This window comes from Tidjanibacter massiliensis (genome assembly GCF_900104605.1).
In the GTDB taxonomy this organism is placed as follows: Bacteria; Bacteroidota; Bacteroidia; order Bacteroidales; family Rikenellaceae; genus Tidjanibacter; species Tidjanibacter inops.
On sequence record NZ_LT629959.1, the window covers coordinates 162,312 to 188,271 of the forward strand.

Consider the following 25,960-nt stretch of genomic DNA (forward strand, 5'->3'; position numbering starts at 1 on the left):
AATTTTTGAGGGTTATCGATTTTGTTTTATACGGCATCGTCCGACTCCACGAGTCGGAAAGAGCACTCCACTTCCTGTTGCTGCCCGAAGTTGTCGGTTACGATAAAGCGCAGGGAGGGGTCGTCGCTGCCCGTTGGCCGGTACCAGAGCGTAAAGCGCCACGCCAGCGGGTCGGAAACGTCCAGGTCGGGAACCACGCGCAGTTCGTATTCTTCGCGGTCCGTGTAGTACATCCCGCGCGAATCGCGCAGCGTGCCTTTTCCGTCGGTCTGTACCCAACTGAATCCGTACTCCGCGCCTGCGTAGTCGCCCTCGCGCTCCAGGGTGAAGCGTATCTCCACCTCTTCGCCCGGTGCGACTTCTGCGGGCAGCGGCCAGGTGGATACTTCGTATGCATATTCGCGTTGCACCTCCAGTTCATTGCTGCACTTGGACAGGCAGAAAAACGCGAGGCAGGCTATACAGCCTATCATTATGGCATTTATTCCTTTCATAATATTATTTGTAATTCGGTTAGTTGATGATAAACCGGACACCGAGCGACAGGAACGTGTGGAACGTGGCGAGCGTCGATCCCGCGAGCGCCCGCTGCTGCACCGACAGCAGGAAGATCGTGCGGTCGGAGAAATAGACGGACACTTCGGCCGCAATAGCTCCACCATAGAGGAATGCATTGCGGTTGCGGAGCGTCGCCCCGTCTTCGAGCGTTCGGCGTCCCCGATTCACGGTTTCGTATCCGATGAGCGCCTCGGCGCCCACCGCCAAAGAGAGGTTGTAGCGGCGATCATGCAGCAGCGGCAGGAAATAGCCGGCCTGCGCCGTATATTGTTCCTGCGGCACGAGCTGCCGCAGATAACGGTAGTCGCGGCGCAGATAGCCGGCTGCGAACTTCCAAAACGTGCGGTTGGCATTGTTGCGCGTCACGGCCACCTCCGCACCGAAGGTGTATTCGCCTCCGGAGCGCCGCACCAGAAATCCGTCGGCGACACCCGCACCGACCTGTATGCCTACCTGCCCGGGCAGGCCGCGCTGTGCCGCCGCCCGCGTCGCAGGCAGCAGACAACTGCACAGCAGCAAGAGTATGAACAGCGATCGTTTCATCATCATTCACTTTTTTTGTCGATTCTTCGGGCCGAGAGGATATCACGGTTTTCGATGCGGAAACGCTGGTTGCGGCCGCCGTTTTTCTCCGCGATCTCCACCTCCAGCACCTTCCCCGGCGCTATGGTAAACTTGGGAATCACCAGCACGTCCCTTATGCTTACGCCGCTGGCTACCGTTCTCAAATCGTTATAGCGGCTCACGGGCACTATCTCCGTTTCCTGCATGGCCGTCCGCCGGGCAACCTTCTTGTCCCGGACCGCCAGACGCACGTACTCCACATCGTAGGATATGTTCGAGCGGTTGGTCATCTCCAGGTGCAGATACAGCAGGTCGTCTTCGATATAGATGCCCTTCACGAGAGTCTGCACGCCATACCGCTTGCAGCCGATATGCCGCAGGTCGCGCTCGTTGCGACGATAGATCGTCCTCATATCCTCCATAACGGTGCGGGCGCTGTTTCCGGACAGCTCGCGCAGCCGTATCCGGGAGGCTGGCACCCGGTCGTCGGTCCTGCTTTCGGGCACAGCCTCACCGCCGACCTCCAGCGACAATGTGGCAGGATTGTCTTTATATTCGACATCGAAGCTGTAAAACGACCCGTCGGCCGTGATGACCGAGAAATTCGTCTCGTCAGCGAAGTCCGGGACGGCGGCTTTCACGCGCACGACATTCTCAGCTCCGGCGGCTTTGCCCGCGATGATGTTCGACGACCCCAGATCGACGTACTTCACCTCCGCCGGGAACAGAATATGCGTGGTCTTGGAATAGGACACCTCGATCTTGCGGGGTGCGATGACCGTACCAGGCAGGAACTTGGGCTGCGCCTGTACCGCCCCTCCGCACAGCAGCCCCCAAAGCAATAATATGATTTTCTTGTTCGGCATACGATTACGATTTAGAACTGATGAGTAACAGCCGGTGCCCGGCCTTGAGCGTTATACGCACTTCGCGCAGTTTGGAGGAGAGGTACTGACTGGCTCCGCTCAAGGCGCTGCGCGTAAGATCCATCGCCACCTGCTGCCCGGCATTGCTGGTTATCGAGATTCCTGAGCCTATGCCGGCCGACATGCTCGCCGCCGCATCTTTGAGGGCCTTACGTTCTGCGGCATCCGGTACGAATATTCCCTCTATACCATCCGTATCATAGGCCGTCAGCGCTACGGGCAGGATGCTGCCGCCGCACTCTACCGAAGATACCGTCAGTGCGAGCCGCTGGCCGTTTATCGAGGCCGTACCGTATATGAAACTTCCCGCCGGAAGGGTCGCGGCACCTACCCGCACGGCATCTATGAGCCGCAGACGCACGCGCTCCCCGGCCGCGATGCGCTGTTCCCCGGCGATGCAAGCGCGAATCATACCGGTCGGGGTCGTCGTATCCGGTCCCACTGCGGTATGGAATGCCCGGTTACGGGGTACGTTCGGCAACGTGTCGGGCACGGCGAGCGTGGAAACTACCGACGTTACGGGCCGCACGACGGTTATCTGTTCCGCCGGCCGCACGGTCGCAGGTACTGATGTCGCAACCGGTTCTCTGCCGTCGGCAGTACCGTTAGGGAAGTAGCGGGCCGCCAATGCATAGCTGCGCTCCATCAGCGCTTCTGCGGAGGGCGGCTCCGGGGGCAGGGTTCGCTGTTCTTCGAGGCGGCGGGTCAGCTCCTCGACCTGACGCTGCAACGCCTCGAGCTGAGCATCGCTCTCCGAAGCCTTGTGTTCTAACCTATAAAAGCCGCTTATCGTCCGCGTAGCTTCGGCATGGGCTTCCCGCACCCCAACTAAAGCATCCGCCCGATGTGTCGGTTCTTCTTCCGTTGTATCCAGCAACGAGAAAGAGTCGCTGTCGAAACGCTGTATTCTGCGGCGTTCTTCCTCTTCACTTTCCACATGTGCCAGCGCTTTGGTCTTGCTCGCCTCGATTCTCACGCCGCGTCCGTCAGGAATAGAAACATCGAGTCCTGCGGCATCCTGCGGCATCGTACTACGGGCACTTCGAAAAATGAAATACATACCCGCCGAAAAAGGAACGAGCAGGATCAATACGGCAATCAACATTTTCTGTCGTTGTTTTCTGCCGGAGGCGCCGTTGCCTTCCTTTCCAGTTTTTTGTTGCTTATTCTCTTTCATCCCGTATGTTCAAAGGTTCAACGTATTCGATTCGTTCGGGAACAGTGCCTGAAAATCCCCGCACGAGCAGCCAGACATCCAGCATGGCCAACAGACAAAGCATTGTCAGAATAAGGATTCGTTTTTGCCGTTCGGAAAGCCTTTCAAGAGAGCTGCGTAATTTCGTTCGTATCGTTCGGAAAGATTCCTGCAATTTCAGACAGGTGCGTTTAACGGTCATACGTTCCCAAGTTTTTATTTTCCACGATTGTGAAGCGTTCGATAAGGAATCCTTGCGGATTATTGTCCGAACGGGACACGTCCACCAGGCAGCAACTGGTAATCAGGCTGCGTTCGGTTACGACACTTTCACGAACTATCTGCTGCCGGGCGAAGGTCTTGATGCGATACGGATAGCTTCCGAAATCGCACTGCATGCTGTCAATGGCAATGCGTTGAATGACATTTCCGGCAATCAGGCGGTTGTAATATCCTGCCTCCTGCAAGTCTCGGTAACAACTTAAGGCGCTTTTGTCGGCCAACAGCAAAGCCCGGTTGATGTTGCCTTCTATCGCATCCTTATCCGGAGAAAGCGAGAAAAACAACTCATGAAAACGCCTTACATGCTCCCGGGCTTCTACCGGACGATTCTGTTGAAGATCCTGTGAAAGCGCGAGCATGAGCGATTTGCCCTGCTCCAGTACATAAATTTTTTCGCGTTGTTTCTCAGCGTACCTGAACGACCCCAATACGGCGATGACTGCTACCAGAGCGCACAGTCCCAAAAATAACATGCTGAAAAGCCTGATATGCCGGAAGCTGCTTTCAAAGTTCTTCAATGATTTGAACTCCATAATTTCTACTTTTTATTGATTTTGGTTGACCGCACGTCGATATGCCTGCGTACTCCTTCACGGGCCCTGCCCGCAACATTGCCTATGGTGGAACCCGCAATACCCGCTGCATGTGTCAGCGTCCAAGCTCCCAGATGGGTGACGATACGGTTATAGCTACCGATACCCGACGCATGGACGATCCATCCGGCAATGCTCGGAATGGTGAAATAACCGCAGATTCCGATGAGCAGGAAGACCAGCGATGCGCCGTTTTCGGCGCTGAACGTATAGGAGGGGTCTATGGCCAGCATCTCCATGTCTTTCTGTATCGAAAGTACCTGTAAACGGGCCAGAATAGCGCCGAACAAATCGGAAATAGGCAGCCATAAGTATACGCTGATGTATTTCGACAGCCACTGTGTAAGCGAAGCGTGGAACCCGTCATACACGGCGACCGCAAAAGCCAATGGGCCGAGAATAGCCAGTACGATAAGGAAAAACGTGCGGATGGTGTCGATGATTAGGGAAGCGCAGTCGAAAAGCAGCTCCAGCAGCCAGTGAAACGCTTTGGTGATCATGCCCTTCAAACTCCATGACGAACTTTCCTCATACATCTGCTGCAAGGCCATCAGGTCCGCCGGTTCCAGATTCATCTCTTCGAGCATCGCGGTCGTCTCTTCGCCGGTCTGAGCCGTTGCAAGCTGGTCGAAATTCGCCTCGGCCGTCGCTTTCATCAGCTCCTGTTTGTCTTTCTGATATTTCCCCATATCGAATGTTTGACCGACGAGCAGTTTGTGCGTACCCTGAACTACCGGAGAGAGAATCCCGTTGATGGTACCCAGCACCAGCGGCTCGAAAAAGAGGATGCACAACCCCAGCGCGAACGGCCTCAGCAGCGGGAAAACGTCGATAGGTTCCGCACGTGCCAGAGATTGCCATACCCGGTAACTGATATACAACAGCGCCCCTAATCCGGCGATACCCGAGGCGATGGCAGTCATCTCCGAGCAGAGCGGCAGCATCTTATCGAACAGAGTCCGCAGTACGACGTGCAGATTTTCAAATGCGAGCGGTAGGAACATAGACATTTATCTCCAGAGGATTACCAATATTTCTCTTCATCCGTACCGTAAAGCGCGAGACTGCGTTTCAGATCGTTGCTTTCGCGGGCCCGAAGTACGGCGGTGGCGATATTGCAGCGTGTAAACAGCCAGGCCCTGTTGCGTAGATGCGAGAGCGACGTATAGCACTTGTCTATGATATCCAGCCTCTCCTTGTCCGTCATCGACATTTGCGACGGGTTGATGATCGTCTGCAAGTCGCGCAGCAAGTTCGTGCCCTCCTGTAACAGCGACGTGTATCCACGGGCGATAGCCGTCAGCTCCGAGACCGTGAGATACTCGTCCCGAAGCATCTTATCATAATTGTTCACGTAAATGTCCGATATCTCGCCTACCAGCAGGATACACTGTTGTACTCGGCGGGCATTCCGCACCAGATTCGTTACCCCGCGCAGTTTGTCGTAATATTCCTTACCCTGGAGGTATATCTTTTGTGTCTCCTGAAAGTTCCGGTACATCTGCTGTGTGGTTTTCGCGGCTTCGAAAATTTCGTTCGACGAATTGACAATACCCTGTGCCAAATTCGAAGGGTCGGAAACTACCCACTGCGCCCGGGCCGTTACCGATACGCAAAGCAACAATAAGCCCGTCAACAATATTTTACTTTTCATTCCGATTCTTTTTACGTTTGAATACCTCGGTTTTCCTGTGTGCTTTCAGTCGGCAGACATCGGCCGTACACACTCCCGGCGCAGGGCCGCAAGTATCTCCATCGCCGAATCGCACAGCTTCAAAATCACCTCTCGCTCCATTCCTTTATGCCTCGCTTTCGGAAAGACCGTCGTTTTGCATATCGTGCAGTTCGTTGCGTAAAAGCGTGGCCTCCCGAAGGAACGTCCCATAGTCGGCACAATGCAACACATCGTTCTCATCCAGTATGATTCTTCCGCAGCTCTGTCCCAGCTCTCCAACCAGAACAATCTGTCGGTCACGCAGCACGGCCGACAAATCCCGCAACACGGTTTTGTAACAATGGGAATTATCACATATCAGAACAGACAAGCCATCCTCTTGCGGGCTGACCAGCATTGAGTATGTAGTGCCGTTGCCGACCCAACTGCCGCAAATGCCGCATAAGCGTATGCGGGCTGCCAGGCGCTCCGCATATCCCAGGAAACGCCCCCGTTCGTTATGTTCCTTTCTCTGTTGTTTAAGCAGCTCGACAAATTCAGCCGCCAATTTCTGTTTTGCGTTCATCTGTTTTTCTGTTTATGCGTTATCGATAATCGTGCGGATAGTCACTTCCGGCGTTTCCGTTCCGCGTTCGGAAGCCATACGGCGGATGGCACCTTCCAGGTCCCCGCCCATACGTTCGGCCAGGGCGAATACTTCGGTCTTCTCGCGCTCCTCGGTCGTGTAGGCGTAATATTCGCTTTTAGAAACCTCGACGGCATAGACGGCCGACTGCACGCCGCCCAGTCCGATCCATACCTCCTTGTAGTTGCGACCCGGATGCCGGGCAAGGTTGAGCGAGAGAATCTGCGCCTTCTCCTTTTCCGAAAGTCCCAGCATGGCCTGTATGCCGTCGAATTTGGTCATGTACTTACGTTGGTCCAGGAGAATCTTGCAGTCGGCGTTGTTGATGATCGTCTCCTTGACAATCGGCGAGGAGATGATGTCATCGACCTCCTGCGTCACGACCACCGCCTCGCCGAAATACTTGCGGACGGTTTTGTACAAGTACCTGATGTATTCGCTCATATTGGCCGAAGCAAGGGCTTTCCAGCACTCTTCGATAAGGATCATCTTGCGCACGCCTTTGAGCCGGCGCATCTTGGAAATGAACGTCTCCATGATGATGAGCGTCACGATAGGCAGTAAGGTTTTGTTGTCGCGGATATTGTCTAATTCAAAGACAATGAATCGTTTATGCAACAAGTCCATCTCCCGGTCGGAGTTCAGCAGGTAATCGTATTCGCCGCCCCGGTAGTATGGCTCCAGCACGTTCAGGAAGCCCTCCAAATCGAAATCTTTCTCCCGGACGTTCTTCTGCCGCAGCCACCGGCGGTACTCCTGTCCGACGAACTCGTAAAAGGAATTGAACGACGGGACAATGTTCGGATTGCGTTTCATCTCCGCAAGGAAAAGATTGACGGCATTCGAGAGCGCCACCTCCTCGGCCCGCGTCGGGGCTTCGTCCTCGCGTTTCCACAGCGTGAGGATAAGTGTCTTGATCGATTCCCGCTTCTCGATGTCGAACACCCCGTCCTCGCTGTAAAAGGGGTTGAAGCATATCGGCTCCTGGTCCGTATAGGTCAGGTAGATGCCGTCCTCGCCGTGCGTGCGGCGGCGGATAAGCTCGCACAGCCCCTGATACGAATTACCCGTATCCACCAGCAGGATGTGAGTTCCCTGTTCGTAATATTGACGCACCATATGATTGGTGAAGAAGCTCTTGCCGCTGCCCGAAGGCCCCAGGACAAATTTATTTCTGTTGGTAGTGACGCCGCGCTTCATCGGCTCGTCCGAGATGTCCACCAAAACCGGAACTCCCGTCAGTCGGTCCACAAGCCGTATTCCGAACGGGGAGGCGCTGTCCCGGCCACAGGTCTCCAGTGCAAAGAAGCACACCGCAGGCTCCAGAAAGGTGGTGAAGGACTCTTCGGCCGGAAAGTCGCCCTCGTTGCCCGGAATCCCGGCCCAAAACAATACCGGCACGTCCACCGTATTGTGATGCGGCGTGCACCCCATCAGGGCGATCTGGGCGCCGACTTCGTTGCGGACCCTCTTCAGCTCCGCCTCGCTCTCGGCCCACGCGACCACATTCACATGGCAGCGCACCGACCGCCAACCGTTCGCGTGTGCTTCGTTCAGATACTCTTCGATCCACTCCCGGTTTACGGCATTCGAGCGCGAGTAACGCGACAGAGAGTTCATATTGCGCGAAGTGCGCTCAAGCGTCCGCAGGATCTCTTCATTATCGTCCAGGAAGACATACTGATTCAATATGTGGCTGCATCCCAGCAGCAATCCCACGGGTGAGGCGAACGACAGGCGGCAGTCCGACCGGTCGGTAGAAAGACGCTCGTAGCGCGTATCGGTAGCGACCATTTGGGCGATGTCGTCCAGGTCGGAGAGCGTATGCAGCGAGAGCGTCCGCTCGCCGATACGCACGCTGCCGGCATCGAGTCGCAGATCCTCCACCGTACCCGCTGTGCCGCCCAACGAGAAGTAACGCTCCAGCAGCCCCGGCTCCGAGGCCGTGCCTACGATCTCCTCCGCCGAGAGTCGGCGAAGGTGCAGGCTGCCGCTTTCGTTCAGGATGCTCTCGGCCTGCGCCACTGACTCCAGAAATCGTGTCACGGCATCGCTGTCCAGCGCCTCACGCGGAATTAACGCACCTCGGCATAGGGACGAGAAGTCGCTCCGCTGCCTCATGCGTTCTTTGGTCGTGCGCGTGACGAACAGGTAGCAACTGTGGTGCAGGTAGGGACGTTCGTTGAAGTGACGTTCGAACGAACGGGACAGAAACGACTCTTCCGCCTCGATTCGGGAGCGGTATCGCTCCTCGATGAAATAGTCCTGCTTGTGCACGACCGTGTAGTCGGGCAGAATAGCCAGCGCTTTGCACCATACGCTGTGCAGGCTCTCGTACTCGGCGGCGGTCTGCGTGAATACCTCCGGGAGTTTCACCCGGAAAGCGATGGTAAGGTCGCCGTTCTTGCTGACGATACAGCCCTGCTCGACAGCCAGAAGCGGAAAACAGCTCTCCAGCGATACGGTTTTAAGCGTTCCCTGCATGGTCGTCGAAGTGATTAGTGATTCGTATAAGACGTCCTATTCTGCGGCGGCGAATGATGCGGCGCGGCAGACGAAGCCCCGCAAGCAGTTTCATCATCCCGTATTGCCCGTAGCGAGAGTTAAGACGGAAGACACCCCAGACGAGTGCAGCGCCCGCAGCGCCGCAGACGAAGATGCAGACTCCGGCGGAAAGGCCGGCAAGGTACATCGCAACGAACAGCAGGAAGAGACCCAGCAGTCCGCCGGCAAAAAGGTAAAGGTATTGCGCCCGCAGGCCGTGAAACTCCACACGGGCATTGACGCCCTTGTTGATATTATACGCTGCCATAGCCGTTACAGGAAGAATGAGCGCAATACCGTAGCACTGACAATCAGAAAAATACAGGCGCCGAACCATGAAGCGGCGGTTTTCGAGGTATCCGGGTCTCCGCTGCTGAATTTTTGGTAGACCTTTATGCCTCCAATCAGCCCAATGACGGCTCCGACAGCGTAAATCAACAGCGTGAGCGGGTCAAAATAACTCGTCACCATGGTGGTCGCTTCCGAGATACCCCGAAGACCGTTGCCTTGCGCTCATGTCTGCCCCACGGCAAACAGAAGGGAGGACAGAAGTACAGTCATTTTTTTTCGTTTCGTGCTCATTTCGAAATAGTTTAAAAGTGAAATAATTCGGGCGGCAGACCACTACCGGCCTGCCGCCGGTAAACTGGGGTCATGGGCACTCAATTCACCCCGAGTCGTAATAGCACATCTTCATAATCTTGATGATTTAAGTGAAACAATCCATTAGAAAAAACTCCCGGCATGGTCCGGCGAAGGACCGTATTTCTCCTCGTCCGTAGGCTCCAACTCGTCGGCAAACGAATCTTCCTCATTCGGAATCCGACTTAGTGCCTGCTGTACCTCCTGACGAATCCGCTCGGTATCGGACAGGCTCTCCTGATTCTCATTCAGTGCGAAACCTTCGTCGTTCCATTGTGAGATGCCACGGAACGATTCTGCACTCCACGTTTCGACGACCGAACCTCCCCGGGGGCTGTTTCCGTCTTCAAAGTTATCGTCCGCAGAAGCGTTTGATACCGTTTTTGCGGCCATGTCACTTTCCGGCACCCGCTGGCATGAAGTGTACACCTTTCTTTCGATAAGCTGCCCGTCGGAAGAGTCCGCTGCCGGCAGCGTAACTGGCGGCGACGCCTCAGACGAAGAGCCTTTGCGACGTCGGGGCAGGTGCAGAAGATGCCGCCAACCCTCCACGAAAAGACTTCCGAGGTGTCCCCGGAACAGGAACTTATCCAAATAGAGATAGGCCGTACCGAGGCCCAGAAACGTGAAAAGAATATCTCTCATGGCTCTTATAACAGCTTATCCCGTGCCGAGGCTTTATAGCACGTATTGATCTCCTCCCGGTACTTCTCCAGATGATGTCGCAGTACGTTTTCCACATATCCGCTGACGGACAGTTCTCCCGAAGGTCCCAAATGCCGGACAATGGTCGAAATAGCGTCCCGCACCTGTTCGCTGACATAGACGGCCGTGCGGCGCTGTACGACCATCGGTGAGAGGAAGATTTCGGCATAGGAGGATTTCCCGGGCCGGCGGCGAGGCTTTTCCGGGGCAGGTCGCTCGGCATCGGAAGCCTCGGAATCCGCCGCAACGCCCATGGCGGAATCCTCCAGAGCCGGAACGCTGTTCATGCGGCTGGCGATCATACGCAAGACCTCTTCGTCGAAAGGTTCGTTCTGTCGTCGTGCCATACTACTCTAATTTTGCAATAGCACATCATTACTGTCCCGTTAAAAATGGAAATTGGTCTTTGAAATAATTGAAATATAGTCTTTTACAAGCATTTTTAGGGTGCGACGATTTGAATTTACTACATTGTAGTCTATAAGATAGACTGCATATGAACAAAAACAAATATGTCTTTGCCCAATTGATAGAATTTCTCGATAAAGACAAGTTTCGTCACTTAGTTGACAAATATAATGGCAATCGGTATGTCAAGTCATTCACGTGCTGGAACCAACTTCTTGCACTGATGTTTGGTCAGCTTAGTAATCGTGAAAGTTTACGCGATGTAGTCGTGGCACTGGAAGCGCATCATACCAAATGCTATCATCTTGGAATAGGACGAAATCCTATTGCTAAAACGACATTTGCTTCAGCCAACCAAAATCGAGATTACCGCATCTTTGAAAATTTTGCATTCTTTATGATGGAACAGGCTCGGAAAAAACAGGCAACAGATATTTTTAAGTTGAAAGGACATGTGTATGCTTTCGATTCTACGACAATACCTTTATGTCTGTCTATCTTTTGGTGGGCTAAGTTTCGTAAGAAGAAGGGTGGTATAAAAGCTCATGTGTTGTATGACTTGGAAGCACAAGTCCCAGCATACTTCCACATCTCTACAGCATCTGTCCACGATTCAAAAGCGATAAAGTATATTCCTTATGAATCAGGGTCTTACTATGTGTTTGACCGCGGTTACAATGCCTTCAAAGAACTTTATAAGATACATTTGCACGAGTCTTTCTTTGTGGTGAGAGCCAAGAAGAATCTACAGTTTAAATGTATCCGATGGAGACGCAGATTGCCAAAGAATGTACTTACCGATTCTGTAATAGAACTTACCGACATAATCACTCGGCAGAAGTATCCTGAGCGGTTGCGCTTAGTGAAGTACAGAGACGAAAATCAGGATAGAGAGTTTGTCTTTCTTACCAATGCTTTTCATCTCACTTCACTTGAAATCGCTGAACTGTATAAAAACCGCTGGCAGGTTGAGTTGTTCTTCAAATGGCTAAAGCAGCACCTCAAAATTAAGAAGTTTTGGGGTACTACGGAGAACGCTGTTCGAATCCAAATCAGTACTGCCATTATCAGTTATTGCCTTGTTGCTATAGTGCAACATGACATGCAACTGGAACGGTCAACATATGAAGTTCTACAAATTCTAAGCATTTCTCTTACGGACAAAACATGCCTTAAAGAACTGTTTGAGAAGACTAATTTCAACGATGTCAAAGAACTCAATTCTTCCCTTTTTCCGGGATTGTTTGATTAATATTAATTTGTCCCGATTTTAACGGGACACTAATGATAGCACATAATTCCGCAAGAAAATCATCCATCCCGCTATCGACGGTAAAGGAGCGGTCGGCGGCGAACAGCGTTGAGCGGAAGATGCCTCCGTTGCCATCGGACTCTCGGCTGAAACGGCTCCGCATAGGAAGACGGCTCCGCATCAGCGAAAGACCGAAATGCCGGATGACTTGTTCATAGTGTTCGTACAGCGGAGTGCGTTCCCGTCGGTCAAGCATGGTCCAAAACATACTCACGCTCTTCAGCGGTGAACTCTTACGAGCGATAATCCCCTCGTTAATGGTTCGGGCGAAAGTTATCGAGCTCTCCAAAACCGTCTTATCTGCTCTGACCGGCACAAACAGATAATCCATGCAGGCCATAAGCCCCAATACCCCTTTGGTTCCGATGGTACCGGGAAAATCGACCAGCACGACATCCGGTACCTCCTCCTGTCTGATGTAGTTCGAGACGTCTGCCAGAGCACTCGATGGTTGGGTTTCCAACACGGGCCATACCTTCTGTCCCGTCTGTTTGTACTGCGTCATCATCTGCTGCTTGAGACGCTCGGAGCTTTCCATGACATCCAAATCCCGCTCGCGCTGCCGGGCGATGCTCCATTGCGGATAATCGCAGTCAGCTACCAAAACCCGGTAACCCATCCGGTAATGAAGCAGGCTGGCCGTGAAAATTGTGTAAGTTGATTTTCCGATACCTCCCTTTTGATTGGCGATCGAAATAAAAACAGGTTGTTTGTCCATATTCGATTGATTTAAGGTTGTATGAGTTTATTCAGTGAGTGTATGAGTGTAATGAATGCACGATTGCAATACTTCAGTTCATTCAACGGATTCATTCATTGCATGAGTTCATTCCGACAATGAGTGCAGTCGTTCAGTGAATGCGCGAGTGCAATGAATGCACGATTGCAATATTTCAGTTCATTCAGCGGATTCATTTATTACATGAGTTCATTTCGGCAATGAGTGCAGTCGTTCAGTGAATGCGTGAGTGCAATGAATGCACGATTGCAATATTTCAGTTCATTCAGCGGATTCATTTATTACATGAGTTCATTTCGGCAATGAGTGCAGTTGTTCAGTGAATGCGTGAGTGCAATGAGTTCATTCAATAAGTGCATGAGTGTAATGAATGCACGATTGCAAAGCCTGCGGCCATTCATCCACCGACAAAGAAACTACTTGAAAATCTTCTCGGATTCCATTTCGGGAATACGACACTCACAGGCACCCGCAGGCCGTTTCAGGTCATTGTGCCGTTATGGATTCTTTCGTAACATTGCACCGTCGGACGAACCGGTAGTTTCCTGGCATCGAAGGCCGCTCCGCGTGCGGAGCGGTTTTCTCGGCAAGGGCCGAGAGCAAGGTATCTTTTCGTATGCGGAAAATGTTTCCCGCATACGAAAAGGCCCGGCGGCCTTCGGCTGTCGGGCTATGGTTCGCTCCCAAATCGCAAACCCTTTCAACTATCATTATGGCACACAAGAAAAGCGGACGGCCTAAAGCTGCCGACCCCAAAACACACCGTTACAACTTTCTGCTGAATGACAAGCAGGAAATCCGCTTCCGCAAGATGCTCGAAGAGGCCGATTGTACGAAGAACATCTCCCGATTCATCCTTTCACGACTCTTCGGCTGAGAGCTGAAAGTCTATAAAATCGATACCTCGAAAGCCCAATTCATCGCCCGGCTGAACGATTTTTACTGGCAATTTTCCAAGCTCGGGAACAACTATAACCAGGTCGTCCGGCAGGTACACTCGCGCTATTCCGACCGCGCTATCCTCACGCAACTCGATATTCTTACCGGCTATACGCGCCAACTGAAGGCACTCAGCTTACGTATCGAAGCACTCGCCAAACAAATGCAGGAGCAATGGTCGCAAGAATAACTTATGGCAAAAATATCGTCGGCATGCTGGAGTATAACAAGCTGAAAGTCGATAAAGAAACAGCCGGCGTATTGTGCTGTCACAAACTCCCGGTAATGCCCCTCGACGGTAAAATAGACTTTCATAAATTGGTGGAAGCATTCGCACCTCACTTGTCCGACCCGCGCTCCCGATTGTCCGACCCGGTATTCCACGCTTCGCTCAATCCTCACCCGGAAGACCGGCTGTCGGATGCGCGGCTCATCGAAATAGCGCACGAATACATGGAACGTATGGGGTACGGCGCCCAGCCCTTCGTCGTCTTCAAACACGAAGACATAGCCCGCAGTCACCTCCATATCGTATCTATCTGTATCGGGCCGGACGGGAAAACGATCGACCGCTACAACGACCGTAAACGCTCTCAAGAAATTACACGGGAACTCGAACGACAATACGGATTGCACTCTTCGCAGGGAGAACGACCGGTATTCGAGGAGTTGCGGCGGGTCGATTATCGGGCTGGCAATGTACGGGCACAGGTGGCCTCTGTCGTGCGTAGTATGACGGACCGCTACCGCTTTGCATCGGCCGGAGAGCTGAACACGCTGCTGCGGCCTTTCAACGTCTGGCTCGAAGAGTGTCGCGGAGAAGCACGGGGCCGCACCTACGAAGGAGTCCTTTACGGAGCGCTCGATGCCTCCGGGGAACGCATCGGCAATCCGATCCCGGCCAGCCGTATCGGACGGGATGTCGGGTACGACGCCCTGCAAAAACAATATGCCGCAACGAAGAGCTGGATTCGGGAAAACAGGGAGCGGCTGGAGCCGACCAAAGAAGCCATCCGGCAGGCGATGCGACAATGCAGAACGCCGGAAGAGTTCGCTGAAACAATGCGCCGGGCGGGAATTTCCGTCGTGTTCCACCGCAGCGGGAAGAACGACGGGAGGATTTTCGGCGTCACCTTCATCGATCATGACAACCGGCTGGTTGTAAACGGCTCGCGGTTCGACAGAGCGTTTTCGGCGAACAACTTCGAGAGGCTGTTCGCGCAGGCCGGGGAAGAAACCCGGAATACGGAAAAAGAAAACTTACCTGCCAATCCCAAGAGGCCGGAACGAATCCCCGACAGGCGTCCGCAGCGAAGCGACACGGCGGGAAAATGGCTGTTGTTCGACCTCGTAGATACGCTGCTCGACGAAGCCGCAGCACCGGATCTCTATGAAGAGTACGAAATGATACAGAAGCGCAGGAAACGGAAAGTGCAGAATTAACTATGCTTTTGGTAATCCAAAATCAAATTATTATGTTTGCAATAATTGAAAATTAAATATCACAATATATTGATGCAAACAGATGAGAGAATGATCCATTCCATCTTGTTTCACAGCTCATAGAGCACTTCTACCGAGGCCATAGGACAGGCGTCGAACAATATCCAGTCGAATACCCCGATAGGGATAGTTGTGACCAGTCCCTGTATTTCCGGTATTAATAGTATATCACTGTGTCACAAACACTCTCCAGCTACCATCCTTCTCTCCGCGCTCCACGTATTTATTGGAGATTAACTGTACCAACAGTTTCTGAATAGCCGTCACGCTAATACCCGTTTCCTCTTTCATGTCCGCCAGCGTCAGCGTGGGCTGAGTTCGCATAGCGTTCAGTATTTTTGTATAATTGGGCGTTCGGAATGCAATCCGTTCCCCATCATACCACCACACATTCTCATTCCTCTCGCTCACAAACAGCACATCATTATACACTTCTGTAGCCACCAAGTCATTGAAATATTTCAAAAAAGGACGGATATCCTTGACCCCTGCATGGGCTCCATCACTAGGGACAGGACCTACTTCGAGATCTGTCTGATGCAAAGCTTCCAGATATTCGCTCTTTTTACGACTACGAACCACAATCATTGGATAGTCGTGGCGCGTTAGGATGTAATTGACCAACAGCCGGGCAATACGACCGTTACCGTCCTCGAAAGGATGAATGCGTATATAACGGTAGTGAAACAGTGCGGCCAACTCTACTGGAGATAGTTTCCTTTCTTGTTCTGCTGTATTATACCAGTCCACTAAGTCTCCCATCAGTCCGGGAGTCTCCTCGGGTGAGGCATATTCGAATCTGTCCCCATATCGGGTGATAACACTGTTAGGCCGAGTCTTATACTGGCCGGCATGAATTACATAACTCGTCTGCATACCACCAGGCAAATCTCGATAAACAGTATAATCTTCTCGTAATATGGTTTTATGCAATGTCCGGATAAAATTCTGTGTCAATGGCACTCCCTTCACCGTAGCCTCTTCCGTCATCATTCGCAGGCCTACGTTGCTCGCGGTCATCTCTTGCACGTCACGCACGTCTGCCTCCCCAATCACCTTGCCGAAAAGTAGCAATATTTCCGTCTGGCCATAAGTCAACGTATTACCCTCAATATGATTACTGTTGTAATTGAAATCCACAGTAAAACGGCGACTGAGCCTTTCCCTATCCTTCTCCGACAGCGGCTGCAAATTCTGCCATGCAGTCAACGCTTTCTTTATATTAAGATACTTCATATTCATATTTATCAACAAACAATGCAAAGATATAAAAAAACGCCCAAAAGGTTGTAATGATACAACCTTTTACCTAAATCGCTTTATCTGACGTCAACAGCTACCTATAGAAACAAAATAAAAAAGACAACTGATGAAAAGAAAATAGAGATTCACCACCAGCCCTGCCTTTTGATGCCGTAAGTTGTATATACATCATATTTAAAATGATCCCTCATCCGTTAATAACAATATAATTTCACTGGTCGAAGAGAATTTTAATGCATCTAATGAAACAATTAGTTTTATAGACCTTTTGAATGGATTATTCGATAAGGAGGATGTTTCTGAATGGGCTCTTGCTCAGAAATTCACCAAACTGCGAGCAAAATTAGCGAAAGAGGAAGAGGAAGAAGATAAGGTGAAATTTAAAAAATTTACCTATTGATGAATTTCTGCTGTTGATTTTGAACACCTATCGGAGTAATAGTAATGGGAATATTAAATATGCAGATTTGACATCCCTTTTTCAGAATATTGATTATTCTGACCAAATCATGGATATAACAAATAAGTATATCCATGATTTTAAGTCTGAAGATAATAAGTTAAGGTCAGAAATACTTGAAGAAATGAATCGTCTTATATTAAGAAATAGAGAAGAGTAGCAATTTGGATAAGCCAAATTTGTCTACATCATTAGCTAATAAAATCATAACCGGTTGACTATACAATTTATAGTCAACCGATTATTGATTATGATATCTTATATTATGTCGTATGACACCACATTCCGAATATAAATATAGCCAACAATTCTTTATGCAATTATTAAGTGATTTTATATCAGATAGATTATCAACTATTTTGTTAAGCAACAACGAATATTAACTATTAAATGGTCACTTATAGAAAATATAAAGATATGGAAAAAATATTTATTGATGATGCTATATCAAAATAATTTACACCTAAAGAGATTTTTATTTCAAAGTATTTGCTGTTGACATATTGTATTGTTATCTTGTTAAAAGGAACCTAATCTTGTAATTTATATTGACATAATGAAACCGACGTTTATCCCTTTCCCCGACTTTGTTTTCAGGACGCCATTATTTCCGCTGGATGCTCCGGCAGAAGATACGACCTTGAGTCCTGAATTTCGGGAAGCGCTCTATTTAGCCTCGCCGGAGCTGTATGAAGGTTGTGTATCGAAAGACCGAAAAAAGCAGACTAAATTCGAGCGTTCCGTTCTGAAATACCGGCATCGGGCAATGACACGGTGTACTCCGTTCGGTTTATTCGCAGGATGTAGCACGGGAAAGATTGCGGACAGTACATCGATCGAATTACCGGCTACGAAGGACAACAAACGCCGTACCCGGTTGGACATGCAATATCTGTGTGCTCTGATTCAGGAGATTGAGCGTGACCCCAACGTGCGGGAGCAACTCGTATATTACCCGAATGACAGCCTTTATGAAATCGGCGGAAAATATCGCTATAAGAAACCGCAGCGCCGTATATAGTTGCTTTATTGAAAATATGTTGTGAATCAGCAGGGCATAAAATCAAACAAGAAGTATGATTGATCATCGAAGATATTTGGAACAGACAGGATGAAGTACCAGAAGCTGCAATTAAAATTACAAAACAAAAATTTAATATTCTTATTTCGGTTTTGCCTGCCTAAATAAAGAAGCCTCCTACAAGTAAACAAAACAAAGTTTGACAGCTTATAAGTTTAACTAAAACGCAAAAAGGCATTCGCAAAAATGGTCTTGTAAAAACGGCAGTTCAAACTATCTGTCGAAATAAAATGAAGTTAAAAAATTTAACACAATGGATTATGAAAAAATTTGAAATGGAATTATTAAATTCCGAAAAATCTCAAATGATATTAGGCGGTACGTGTACTGCACAGGTAACAGACGATCCTTGCAAATTAGTTTTGATAGATCAGTGCGATAGCCTAGTGACGCCTACCTGTCCGAATATGCTTATGATATGCCAACCAAGAAATGTTGGTCAGTGCGATGGTGTCGTGACAGGAGGTTGTGACTCGGTTATTACTGTAATTCCTCCCAGAAAACCATAAGGCTGATTATTTTAATGTGTCAAGCAGTGGGATTTTCCCACTGCTTTCAACGATAAAAACATAAAATACTACTACATTATGAGTAATAATAAACCGCTAAAAATGAAACTCAAAAGTGACGATATTCGGTTAATTCCCATTTCTGACGATGTAGTCTTATTTTTTCACGCTCCGACACTTCAATTATATCCATTAAAAGATAAACGACTAATATCGTTCCTGCAAAGTATTAAAGAAGGAGGAATTAGATTAGCACAAGAATTATCTGATTATAAGGATATTAATAATTTTATTATAAATAAAATAGTGTCGGCTCCAAGTACATCTCGATATAATGAAGCAGACCGAAGTAAGAATGATTTTACCCATATTGTTTTACCGATATCTTCAAGTTGTAATTTGAGTTGTCCTTATTGCTTTGTGTATGCAGGCAATGGCATAAATTTTAGAAGTTATACACAAGAAGATGTCAAAAGAAATTTTGCTTATATTTTTAAGAATACACCGGAAAAAGAGAAGCAGCGAGTAGTGTATTTTTTTGGTGGCGAACCTCTACTGAATTTCCCGATAATGGAATTTACGATAAAGCATCTCAAAGAAACATATTCTGATTATAATATTTGCTATTCAATCACTTCCAATGGAACAATCCTTAATAATGCATTACTTAATTTCATCAAAACAAATAATATATTTGTTTTAATAAGTTTAGATGGTCCTGACAATGAATATAATCTTCGTCATTATAAAAATGGCAAGAAAAGTATTCATAACGTCATCCAAAATATTCGTAGATTGAAAGAGAATGGTATTCACGTTGAAATACGCGCAACTATTGTCAATAACAACCCATATTTATTGGAAACTTATAAATATTTTGAAGAGTTTGGGGTGCCTTTCACAATTATGCATGCTTTTAATTCTGAAAATAGAAACCATTTAGAGTTAACCACGTATGATGAATCAAGTTTAAATAATTTGAAGGAACAATATAATAAATTATGTGATTACTATCTACATGAAGTGATAATCCCTCAAAAGAAAATCTACAATCGTGAGTTTAAAAAACTAGATCATTCTATTAGATATAGATTTTTGAGAGCAGTTATTTGTAGTGCAGGATATAATTATTATACAATTACGGCTGATGGAGATATTTTTAGTTGTACAAATTTGATGAATGATAAAAAGTACAAAATTGGAGATATATACAGTAATTATTTAGATAAAGATTTATACACTCCTATTTCTGTTGATGAAATTAACGAATGTAAAAAATGCTGGCTGAAATATCTATGTTCTGGTGGGTGTCTGGCACAAAAGGTTACGGATAATATAAGTAACAGGTCCTCTATGGATATTAATCATTGCAAATTAGAAGAAATTAGATGGGAATTTAATCTGAAAATTTATTACTACTTAACGCAATATTTTCCTGGATTTTTCTCTGATAACTAATGTGTGAGATTTATCACTAAAATTTGGATGTAGAAAATGAAACGCATCATAATTATTGCAGTTTATCTCTTGCTAACCGTTGCTACGAATGCGACTCCTTCGATAATTTCATCATTAAATATCTATATTGGACCAGAGCAGGAGCGTTTGTTCGAGTTCAATAAAAGTATCAGCGATTATTATCCTGCAATTTATAGCTATTCTGTTTCTGTTAAACAAGAATTATTAATTGATGATTATGATAAAGATACATTAACTTTAAAACTAAATAGAATATCTCCTTATAAAATTAATGGTAATTCATATTTCAATAATATAAGTAACATAAACATAACGACAACAAATCCAATATCAAACATTTGCATGCCGCTTGAATTTACTATAAATAGAGAAAGATTACTTGTGAAATTGCCTGATAGAAATTGTCATATCTCTATATCTTATAATTTAAGTTCTGATTTTGGTTTTAGAGTTCCTTCATCAACTTGGGTTTATATGCAATTATATTTCTCAAAATGGCAATCTTGGTATTTTACAACAAATGATATGTATATATCAGAAGCAAATTTCTACACTACAAACAATATTGATGTATATGCTTATGATATAAATAGAGTCGATACTAATCTATTCAATACCAAATACGAACAACTATCCGAAGGTAGGCAATCATTTATTTTGCTAAACAAAAAGTTTTATAAGCAGTTAAATTTCAATTACAAAACGATTCAAATAGAGTGTTTGTTTGCAAAGGATATTGCCGCAGACACATTAGAGATTGATGGGAATTATTACTATACATTATCTCCTATTACTGGGTATAATTCAACAAGGGATAATTTACCTCAAGAGCTTTTTGAATCAATAAAATATCTTATTGAGTTTTTTAATGTGTCCATCCCTTATCATATAACAGTAGCTGATGGAGATATTTATTTTTTAGATGCCAATAATGAGATATTTCGTTGGGGTAGTATGATGGATTGTGGAAATCAAAATTTTTGTTTGATTATAGACAAAACGATGTGGGAAACACATTCTCTTGTTCATGAGATTATTCACACATTCATTCAATATGCTCCTCCGATATCATCTTCATTTTATTATTTTTTTAATGAAAGTATGGTAGAATATCTTGCTATTTATTCTTTCTATAAAGATTTAGATATAAGAAATGAAATTTTTCAAGAGAAAAAAAAGTATTATGAAGCTATCTATGGTAATAGTTCCGATTCCATCTCTATCAAAAATCTTAAGAATAATTATGTTAATCTGACCGGAAATCAAACTGGACCATCTGTGATTATTTATGAAAAAACACCGTATCTAATCCATTTATTTGCGCAATCAATCGGAGAAGATAAATTTATGAAATTATTACATACTTTCTATAAGGAAATGGCAACAAAAAAGCGCTGTAGTATTGATGACTTTAAAGAAATCTTATTATCTTCAGGATATGTTACTCAAGAACAATTAGAGAATTTTATTGATAGTATATAAAAATTCGATTCCTTTCCTTATAAATTGTTGTTCTTTATGCTTTTCCCCCTCATATTCTCAACTCGATTCGATGGACTGCGGCCCGACGTGCCTGCGAATTATCGCCGCGTTTTACGGTCGGCACTACTCCCTGCAAAATCTGCGTGATCGCTGCCATATCACGCGGGAGGGCGTTTCGCTGTTGGGTATCAGCGATGCGGCTGAAAGTATCGGTTTGAGGTCGGTCGGTGTAAAATTCACATGGCAACAGCTCCGCGACGAAGCCAATTTTCCCTACATCATACATTGGAACCAGCGGCATTTCGTGGTGGTATAAAAAAGCGGGGTAAACGGTAGTACCTTCCCCTCCTTTTGCGTAGCAGCCACTATAATCATATAACATGCTAATTTACAGAAAACTTTTAACAAAACAAATATTGTTTAGATGATTTATATCTGTTAAATTGCAAGAAAATGAAACCACACTTTTGATAAAGATTCTCATGACATAAATGTATTTTCACATAGTTTCATTAGTCTAAAAATAGTTCGAGGCCAGCCACCTTGTATCTATATGGTTTGGAACCAAATAACTATTTATAAATCATAATAATCAATTCACGGCTTAGGCTTTCTTTTGTTATCTTATGAAGTATAACACAATATAGCGGATGCCGAAAAGCTATAAAAGAGTAGGCTAACCTTAAAATCTTTCAACTATGAGTAAGTTTAAAGTAATAGAAGAAAGTCGATTCCTGAAAAATAATCTTATGAAAGAGATTACTGGCGGCGTAATTATCAATTCAGGAACATGTACTATCCTCTCAGCACACGATGGATGTGGTGGAAGTTCCAGAATATTTACTACATGCAAAGAATCCTCGGTTGCTATGTATGAGTCTACAAATTGCGGAAGTGTTTTACCATATGTGACATGTACTGTGGGGATGTTATATGAACACTCAACCTGTGGACAAATGCCTAAATATATGACATGGTGCCCGGGTCAAGCGGATTATAATGGAATACCATAATCGGGAAAATTAAGGCGTTGACGGGCAAATGAAACAAATGTTTCATTTGCCCAAATAATAAAACACATTCCAAAAAATTATGAAAAAAACACTATTAATAATTGTAGGAATGCTCTTTTTTAACGTGCAATCTTACTCGCAAATCATATCCAAAGTAGATGAGCGCTTTGAGCTTACCAGCATCATGTTCGCATTAGCGGGAGTACCGGAATATTGTGAATGTGCCATACCGTCTTATGTAGAAGATATTATAACAGAATTAGCTCCCTATGAGTTTACCGAGCCTATCAATTATATCCGCGAATTAAATACAATGCATGCGATAGGCTACAATAACGTGTCCACTACAGCGGAAATGTTAGAGATAAAAAACGGCAAAATACGATTGCAGCCTCAATTCGACATTTCACAAATATCAAAATATGATTCTCAATGGAATGAGGAGTTGTTTGCTAAGTATCTGAAAATGATCAATCAATTCTATAAAGAAAGTAATTTTCACAAATTCTACAAAGATCATAAAGAATTATATGATATCGCCACCAATCGGATGAATGAACTTCTGGCCACAATCGACACCCAATGGTTTTATTCTTTTTTCGGAAAAGAGTTCGATAAGGAGCTGGATATATACATAAGTATAACGAACGGCCCGAGTAATTATGCTTTGCGCAATGGAATATTGGTCGGAGTTATGAAAGATGGGAACGGTATGCCTCATGTGAATTCATTCCTAACATTACCGACCATAATACATGAATTCTGTCACCATTATACAAATCCATTATTTGATCGATGGTCGCCGCAAATGGAATATTCAGCCAATAAAATTTATCCGTATGTAGAGGATAAAATGCACCAGTTAGCTTACTCCGGAGCAGACGTCACATTAGAAGAATGGCTTAATAATTTATGCGTTCTTGCATACCTGAAAGAAACTGGGTACTCATCGTTCAATGCACGGGTAAGCTATCAAGTAGCAAGAGGTTTTATATGGATGCGGCGCAGCATGGATTTTATGGAAAACTTTTACGCGCACAGGGATCTGTACCCTCATATAGAAGATTTCATGCCCCAGCTCATAGCTTTTTTAAATTTCACGGCTGATAATTTTGATTCTGTCCTAACAGAATATAAAAACAGACATCCATATATTACCAATGTATATCCTGCAGTTAATTCGGATATTACCGGTTTCAACGAGATAATCATAACTTTCTCAGAACCTATGCTCGGCGCTTGGGGATTTTACGGAAGTGGCTCTGATGATCCTAATGTAAAAGAACTCTACATAAATGCCGTAGAATGGTCTGAAGATAAACTGCAGGTGAAACTGATACTGGCGCCTGAAGAATCCGAACCTAATTGCACCTATGGGATACAACTGCTGCCGGAAGGGTTTATATCGGCAAAATACTTTCACTTAGACAAGACATGTAGAAATTTAATATTTAACACTATACAAAAATGAAGCTGTCTAAATACACGTTCTTGTTCGATACCGAGAACAAAGAGTATTACGCATACAATTCTCTTTCAAACGCCCTTATCGAAATAGATGCAGATTCCTATTTATTTCTTCAAAAATATCAACAGTATAAAGAACTACCTGAATACGTTATAGACCAAGATTTATGGGATACCTTATGCACTAATGGCATTATAACAGAAAATGATGAAGACGATTATTTGAAATATAAAGCGTCTATAACAAATACCCGAATCCAACAAATCGGAATGCATTTAACGTTAGCACCTACCATGGATTGTTGTTTCAGATGTCATTATTGTTTTGAGAAATATAAAGAGAAAAACTATATGACTGCTGAAACTATGGATGCAATCATAAAATACATTACTGCTCAACCCGATTTACAAATGATGAGGATCACATGGTTCGGAGGCGAACCATTAATGGCCATATCTCAAATAGAGGAGTTTTATGATAAGTTTTCTGCCATATGGAAAAAACCTATTTCTTCCAATATTATAACTACCGGATATCATATCAATGAAGAGGTCATACGTGTAATGAAGAAAGTTGGAATTTCTTCAACACAAATTACTTTGGATGGTATGAAGGAAACCCATAACAAAGTAAAACACTTGCCCAGCGGAGAAGATGTATTTGAAAGAGTATTAAAAAATATAGAATTACTAAATGATCTTGCTCCCGATATTAATATTGTTATACGTGTTAATCTGACACATGAAAACGCCCACGAATATATTCCGTTATGCCAGTTGTATTCCAAACGTTTCGAAGGACGTCGCCACATGGGAATTTCCCCTGCCTTCGTATTGGATAGAGGAGCAAGCAATTGTGACAGGAATAAAATCAAAAGCACGTTATTTAATCATAAAGAACGTTCGGAATTTATATTAGATTTAGCAAAGCAAGGGTTTGATTCTCCTTTTATTCGTTATCCTGAAAGTGCATTTAATGAGTGCGCTATACGGGACCATATGGCTATATCATTCGACCCTGAAGGGTATGCTTACAAATGTTGGGAGGTGATAGGTAATAAAGAGTATGCTATCGGTAAAATAAATAATGAGGGCCGTTTAATGGATATCAATGAAAAAATCTTGAATCGCCAATTATTCGGAGCCGATACCCTTGAGGATGTTGTATGCTCACAATGTAAATATCTTCCTATATGTAATGGCGGGTGCCCTCTTCAAAGAATCGAGAATAAATTTGACAACGGCCATAACTGTAATTGCACTTTTTATAAAGGTTATATGGCTGAATTCCTAAAAATTCATATAGCACGTAAAAAAGCTATTGAATTTCAAAGCACAAATAAATAGGACTTATGCCTTTCCCCCACTATACCCAACTCGATTCGATGGACTGCGGCCCGACGTGCCTGCGAATCATCGCCGCGTTTTACGGTCGACACTACTCCCTGCAAAATCTGCGTGAGCGCTGCCACATCACGCGGGAAGGCGTTTCGCTGTTGGGTATCAGCGATGCGGCTGAAAGTATCGGTTTGAGGTCGGTCGGTGTAAAACTCACCTGGCAGCAATTGCGCGACGAAGCCAATTTTCCTTGCATCGTACATTGGAACCAGCGACATTTCGTGGTCGTCTATAAAATCGAGAAGAAACGCGGGCAGTGGTGGGTCTATGTTTCCGATCCGGCCGTAGGATTACTCAAATATAGCGAACGACAATTTCTCAAATCGTGGTTGCAGACTGGAGCCGAAGATTCCGTTTTGCAGGGCGACCTTTCCGGCGATTCCTCGGCCAAAGGCATTGCCCTCCTGTTGGAGCCGAAACCGGAGTTCTATGCCGAGAAGGGCGATGAGGACAAACGACTGAATTTCGCCTCGATGCTGCGCTATCTGCGGCCTTACAAATCTTACCTGCTCCAACTCGGCCTTGCGATGCTGATTGCTGCCGTACTCGGTCTGATTCTTCCGTTCCTGACCCAATCGGTCGTCGATACGGGTATCGG

General features: G+C 46.2%; 24 protein-coding genes and 3 pseudogenes. 11 read left to right on the top strand and 16 right to left on the bottom strand.

What is annotated here, in order from left to right; translation table 11 throughout:
• Window positions 1-26: 26 nt before the first annotated feature.
• The 13 genes and pseudogenes from BQ5361_RS00705 to BQ5361_RS00765 form a co-directional block, all read right to left on the bottom strand.
• On the bottom strand, window positions 27-494 hold the full coding sequence (locus BQ5361_RS00705) for a TraQ conjugal transfer family protein (protein ID WP_035474289.1): 468 nt from the start codon (window positions 492-494) through the stop codon (window positions 27-29).
• Between the two features lie 19 nt (window positions 495-513).
• A complete protein-coding gene (locus tag BQ5361_RS00710; protein WP_083389206.1) occupies window positions 514-1,107 on the bottom strand; it encodes a conjugal transfer protein TraO in 594 nt (197 codons plus the stop codon).
• A complete protein-coding gene (gene traN / locus BQ5361_RS00715) occupies window positions 1,104-1,988 on the bottom strand; it encodes a conjugative transposon protein TraN (RefSeq protein WP_071424853.1) in 885 nt (294 codons plus the stop codon). The genes BQ5361_RS00710 and traN overlap by 4 nt, the downstream gene beginning before the upstream one ends.
• A gap of 4 nt (window positions 1,989-1,992) precedes the next feature.
• Window positions 1,993-3,225, bottom strand: coding sequence for a conjugative transposon protein TraM (gene traM / locus BQ5361_RS00720; RefSeq protein ID WP_071424854.1), 1,233 nt, complete (start codon window positions 3,223-3,225; stop codon window positions 1,993-1,995).
• Between the two features lie 209 nt (window positions 3,226-3,434).
• Entirely contained in the window at window positions 3,435-4,058 is a 624-nt protein-coding gene (traK, locus tag BQ5361_RS00725) for a conjugative transposon protein TraK (RefSeq protein WP_071424855.1), read from the bottom strand.
• 5 nt (window positions 4,059-4,063) lie between these two features.
• Window positions 4,064-5,122 carry a conjugative transposon protein TraJ gene (gene traJ, locus BQ5361_RS00730; protein ID WP_052131139.1) on the bottom strand — a complete coding sequence of 353 codons (1,059 nt, stop codon included), beginning with the start codon at window positions 5,120-5,122 and terminating at the stop codon, window positions 4,064-4,066.
• 20 nt (window positions 5,123-5,142) lie between these two features.
• Window positions 5,143-5,772, bottom strand: coding sequence for a DUF4141 domain-containing protein (locus tag BQ5361_RS00735; RefSeq protein ID WP_035474309.1), 630 nt, complete (start codon window positions 5,770-5,772; stop codon window positions 5,143-5,145).
• Window positions 5,773-5,917: 145 nt separating this feature from the next.
• Window positions 5,918-6,358 (bottom strand): hypothetical protein, encoded by a 441-nt coding sequence (locus BQ5361_RS00740; protein ID WP_035474293.1) that lies wholly within the window; start codon window positions 6,356-6,358, stop codon window positions 5,918-5,920.
• Between the two features lie 12 nt (window positions 6,359-6,370).
• Window positions 6,371-8,902, bottom strand: a complete 2,532-nt coding sequence (locus BQ5361_RS00745; protein ID WP_052131136.1) for a TraG family conjugative transposon ATPase — start codon at window positions 8,900-8,902, stop codon at window positions 6,371-6,373.
• The gene (locus BQ5361_RS00750; protein ID WP_035474295.1) at window positions 8,886-9,230 is read right to left on the bottom strand and encodes a DUF4133 domain-containing protein; all 345 of its coding nucleotides are present in this window, start codon (window positions 9,228-9,230) and stop codon (window positions 8,886-8,888) included. Before BQ5361_RS00750 ends, BQ5361_RS00745 begins: the two co-directional genes overlap by 17 nt.
• 5 nt (window positions 9,231-9,235) lie before the next feature.
• Window positions 9,236-9,475: pseudogene (locus tag BQ5361_RS10465) on the bottom strand (DUF4134 domain-containing protein); the annotation flags it as partial.
• Between the two features lie 213 nt (window positions 9,476-9,688).
• Complete coding sequence (locus BQ5361_RS00760; protein WP_035474296.1) at window positions 9,689-10,249, bottom strand: hypothetical protein; 561 nt, start codon at window positions 10,247-10,249, stop codon at window positions 9,689-9,691.
• A gap of 5 nt (window positions 10,250-10,254) precedes the next feature.
• Window positions 10,255-10,656, bottom strand: coding sequence for a DUF3408 domain-containing protein (locus BQ5361_RS00765; RefSeq protein ID WP_052131138.1), 402 nt, complete (start codon window positions 10,654-10,656; stop codon window positions 10,255-10,257).
• 149 nt (window positions 10,657-10,805) lie between these two features.
• Here BQ5361_RS00765 and BQ5361_RS00770 point away from each other — a divergent pair, with 149 nt between their 5' ends.
• Window positions 10,806-11,969: an IS4 family transposase gene (locus tag BQ5361_RS00770; protein WP_061314776.1), complete on the top strand. Its 1,164-nt coding sequence runs from the start codon at window positions 10,806-10,808 to the stop codon at window positions 11,967-11,969.
• On the opposite strand, the gene BQ5361_RS00775 is transcribed toward BQ5361_RS00770, so the two are convergent.
• A complete protein-coding gene (locus BQ5361_RS00775) occupies window positions 11,935-12,747 on the bottom strand; it encodes a ParA family protein (RefSeq protein WP_071424856.1) in 813 nt (270 codons plus the stop codon). The genes BQ5361_RS00770 and BQ5361_RS00775 overlap by 35 nt on opposite strands.
• Before the next feature lie 733 nt (window positions 12,748-13,480).
• Between BQ5361_RS00775 and BQ5361_RS00780 the strand changes: the two are divergent.
• Window positions 13,481-13,897, top strand: a pseudogene (locus BQ5361_RS00780) (plasmid mobilization protein).
• The gene (gene mobB / locus BQ5361_RS00785; RefSeq protein WP_035474300.1) at window positions 13,882-15,150 is read left to right on the top strand and encodes a conjugal transfer protein MobB; all 1,269 of its coding nucleotides are present in this window, start codon (window positions 13,882-13,884) and stop codon (window positions 15,148-15,150) included. The pseudogene BQ5361_RS00780 and the gene mobB overlap by 16 nt, the downstream one beginning before the upstream one ends.
• A gap of 110 nt (window positions 15,151-15,260) precedes the next feature.
• Here the strand turns inward: mobB and BQ5361_RS10925 are convergent, their stop codons facing one another.
• Both BQ5361_RS10925 and BQ5361_RS00790 read right to left on the bottom strand, forming a co-directional pair.
• Window positions 15,261-15,377: a hypothetical protein gene (locus BQ5361_RS10925; protein ID WP_336433324.1), complete on the bottom strand. Its 117-nt coding sequence runs from the start codon at window positions 15,375-15,377 to the stop codon at window positions 15,261-15,263.
• 1 nt (window position 15,378) lies between these two features.
• Window positions 15,379-16,446, bottom strand: coding sequence for a Fic family protein (locus BQ5361_RS00790; protein ID WP_035474317.1), 1,068 nt, complete (start codon window positions 16,444-16,446; stop codon window positions 15,379-15,381).
• A 1,043-nt stretch (window positions 16,447-17,489) separates the two neighbouring features.
• On the opposite strand from BQ5361_RS00790, the gene BQ5361_RS00795 reads away from it, so the two are divergent.
• The 8 genes and pseudogenes from BQ5361_RS00795 to BQ5361_RS00820 all read left to right on the top strand — a co-directional run.
• On the top strand, window positions 17,490-17,954 hold the full coding sequence (locus tag BQ5361_RS00795; protein WP_035474710.1) for a lantibiotic dehydratase: 465 nt from the start codon (window positions 17,490-17,492) through the stop codon (window positions 17,952-17,954).
• 647 nt (window positions 17,955-18,601) lie between these two features.
• Window positions 18,602-19,981 (top strand): radical SAM/SPASM domain-containing protein, encoded by a 1,380-nt coding sequence (locus tag BQ5361_RS00800; protein WP_083389207.1) that lies wholly within the window; start codon window positions 18,602-18,604, stop codon window positions 19,979-19,981.
• A 36-nt stretch (window positions 19,982-20,017) separates the two neighbouring features.
• Window positions 20,018-21,484 (top strand): M1 family metallopeptidase, encoded by a 1,467-nt coding sequence (locus tag BQ5361_RS00805; protein WP_143047447.1) that lies wholly within the window; start codon window positions 20,018-20,020, stop codon window positions 21,482-21,484.
• Window positions 21,485-21,503: 19 nt separating this feature from the next.
• A pseudogene (locus tag BQ5361_RS10245) lies at window positions 21,504-21,794 on the top strand (cysteine peptidase family C39 domain-containing protein); the annotation flags it as partial.
• 388 nt (window positions 21,795-22,182) lie between these two features.
• On the top strand, window positions 22,183-22,497 hold the full coding sequence (locus BQ5361_RS10475; protein ID WP_143047448.1) for a hypothetical protein: 315 nt from the start codon (window positions 22,183-22,185) through the stop codon (window positions 22,495-22,497).
• 79 nt (window positions 22,498-22,576) lie between these two features.
• On the top strand, window positions 22,577-23,968 hold the full coding sequence (locus BQ5361_RS00810; RefSeq protein ID WP_071424859.1) for a DUF4932 domain-containing protein: 1,392 nt from the start codon (window positions 22,577-22,579) through the stop codon (window positions 23,966-23,968).
• Window positions 23,965-25,311: a radical SAM/SPASM domain-containing protein gene (locus tag BQ5361_RS00815; RefSeq protein ID WP_071424860.1), complete on the top strand. Its 1,347-nt coding sequence runs from the start codon at window positions 23,965-23,967 to the stop codon at window positions 25,309-25,311. The genes BQ5361_RS00810 and BQ5361_RS00815 overlap by 4 nt, the downstream gene beginning before the upstream one ends.
• Before the next feature lie 5 nt (window positions 25,312-25,316).
• On the top strand, window positions 25,317-25,960 hold a 644-nt coding region (locus tag BQ5361_RS00820; RefSeq protein ID WP_257587906.1), incomplete at its 3' end, for a cysteine peptidase family C39 domain-containing protein.